1 protein-coding gene and 1 pseudogene are annotated in these 2,616 nt (G+C 34.0%); both read left to right on the forward strand.

Features of this window, described 5'->3' with window-relative positions; translation table 11 throughout:
- The first annotated feature begins 5 nt into the window (after window positions 1–5).
- Window positions 6–554, forward strand: a pseudogene (locus HOG71_09595) (transposase).
- 163 nt (window positions 555–717) lie between these two features.
- On the forward strand, window positions 718–2,616 hold a 1,899-nt coding region (locus HOG71_09600), incomplete at its 3' end, for a PKD domain-containing protein (protein ID MBT5991092.1).

Below are 2,616 nucleotides of genomic sequence, written 5' to 3' on the forward strand. Positions count from 1 at the left end.
GTAATATGAGCAGAAACTACAAGTTCCATGACCAGAGCCAAATATATTTTATATCATTTGCAACTGTATATTGGCTTGATGTCTTTTCCAGGTCAACCTATAAAGATTTTATTGTTGACAGCATTAATTATTGTAGAAAAAATAAAGGACTTGAAGTTTATGCTTGGGTAATAATGACAAGTCCTGTACATATGATTATTGGAACAAGAGAAGAAAAAATGTAGAATATAATCAGGGATTTAAAAAAATTTAGTTCTAAAGAAATTATCAATGCTATAAAAAACAATCCTTCTGAATCCAGAAAAGAATGGATGATCTGGATGTTTGAACGAACTGGTAAAAGAAATAACAATAATAAAAAATATCAATTCTGGCAACAACACAACCAGCCAATTGAGCTAAACACGAATGCGAAGATGGAACAAAAACTAGATTATTTACACAATAATCCAGTGGCTGAAGGTTTTGTAGATGAAACGTATGAATATAAATATAGTAGTGCAATAGATTATTCAGGAGGGAAAGGCTTGATAAATGTTGAAATCATTGACTGAATTTATAAATAAATATCATTTGAATAATGACCACAAGATGCAATCTTGCGGCAGGTTGGGGATTAAAGTAACAAACTCATCACAAAATACCAAAGTCGTGAAAGTATTATTTAATTAATTTATGTAAATGGGTTCTGGCAAAAACCGGAACCCATTTTATTTTATGAAAACACATTACATTAAATATTGCATTATATTTACTTTACTGCTTCTACTTGTCAGTTTTAAAATTGTTTTTGCTCAATTAGAAGCTAAAAACTGGTACTTCGGAAATTATTGCGGATTAGAATTTGAGAATAACCACCCCAAGGTATTGACAAATGGGAAATTAATATACAATTATGGCGGTGCTACTATTTCTGACAAATACGGCAACCTTTTGTTTTATACAGACGGCCAAACTGTTTGGAACAGAAACCATGATACGCTAAAAAATGGTTTTGGATTATATAGTAGCAGAACCAGCGTGCAAGGAGCTATCATTGTACCGCAACCTGGGAATCCCACTCTATACTATATTTTTACAGTTTCAGGAGCTAGTCGACCTAATCCTGGATTTTGGTATCATATTTTGGATATTTCGAGAGACAACAGCAAAGGGGAAGTCATTTTGAAAAATCAATATATCTGTGGTAATATGACAGAAAGATTAGCGGCCACTTTCCATAGTGATAAAAAATCTGTCTGGATCATGGTGCATGAATGGAATTCCAAAATCTTTAGAGCTTATTTATTAAAAAATTCTGGATTGGATACAACTCCTGTTCTTTCATCTATTGGTTCTTTGCATTCTGTAAGCAGCAATGGAAACTTAGGAAATTCAGTTGGCCAGTTGAAATTTTCTCCTTCAGGGAAAAAAATGGCTTGTGCAATAAAAGATGATGGAATTCTTGAAATATTTGATTTTAATAATAAAACAGGGATTGTATCAAAATGCATCAAACTAAAATCCAATCGTACTCAAGGGGTGTATGGTGTAGAGTTCTCACCTAATGAAGCTCTGCTATATTTCTCAACTATAAGTCCTACTAAAAGTGTTAACCAAATTGATTTAAGCTTAGGAATCGATAGTATAATAAAGAATTCTATAATTACACTTAAAACTCATTCTTGGGGTCATGGGTATTATGCTTTACAAACTGGTTTGGATAAAAAAATCTATGTAGCTCGAATGTACTCTTTTCTTGGATGTATAAACAATCCGAATGTTAAAGGAACTGCCTGTAATTATGTGGATACAGCAATAGTTTTCGTTAGTGGAACAAAAATGGGGCTCCCCACTTTCCTCCAATCCTACTTTTACCTCCCTGATATTAAAATAGAAAGCAGCTGTTATGGAGATTCTACAACCTATGGTTTAAAAGACACCACCAATATTGATTCAGTTTATTGGGTATTTGGAGATAGTAGCTTTTCATGGCTTTTTTTCCCTAAACATGTTTATGCCGATACTGGTCTTTACAAGATCCAAGCGGTTATTTTCTATGATAATACAAGAGATACATTTGAAAGGGAAATCAGGATCAGTAATTATGCTTATGCAGATTTCAGTATATTAGATACTTCACAGTGCTTGTTAGGAAATGAGTTTCATTTTTATGATACCTCTTATGCTGTAGATGGAGCTATGACCTATGAGTGGGATTTTGGGGACAGTTCGGGTTCATTCCAGCAAAACCCTGTAAAAACCTATCAATTGGCAGACACATTTGAAGTAAAACTGACTGTTACTTCTTCCTATGGATGCGAAACATCCATAGCAAAAAAGGCTTATGTAAAACCAATGCCTGATGCATTAATTGGAGTAATTGATTCCACCCAATGCTTAAACGAGAATAGTTTCTTCCTTAAACCCCTGACAGGGTTTGAAGACCTGTCAGGGGTAAATTACTACTGGAATCTCGGGGATGGCGATACATCCACATTGGATAGTGTTAACCACATTTATTTAAACCCGGATACATTCGAGCTAACTTTAATAGCAGAAACCGCTTTTGGTTGTAGAGATACGGCCAGCAAAGAAATTATTGTTCTTCCTAGTCCTGAAGCAAATTATTCGATA

The sequence above is a fragment of the Bacteroidota bacterium genome, from assembly GCA_018698135.1.
Classification (GTDB): domain Bacteria; phylum Bacteroidota; class Bacteroidia; order CAILMK01; family JAAYUY01; genus JABINZ01.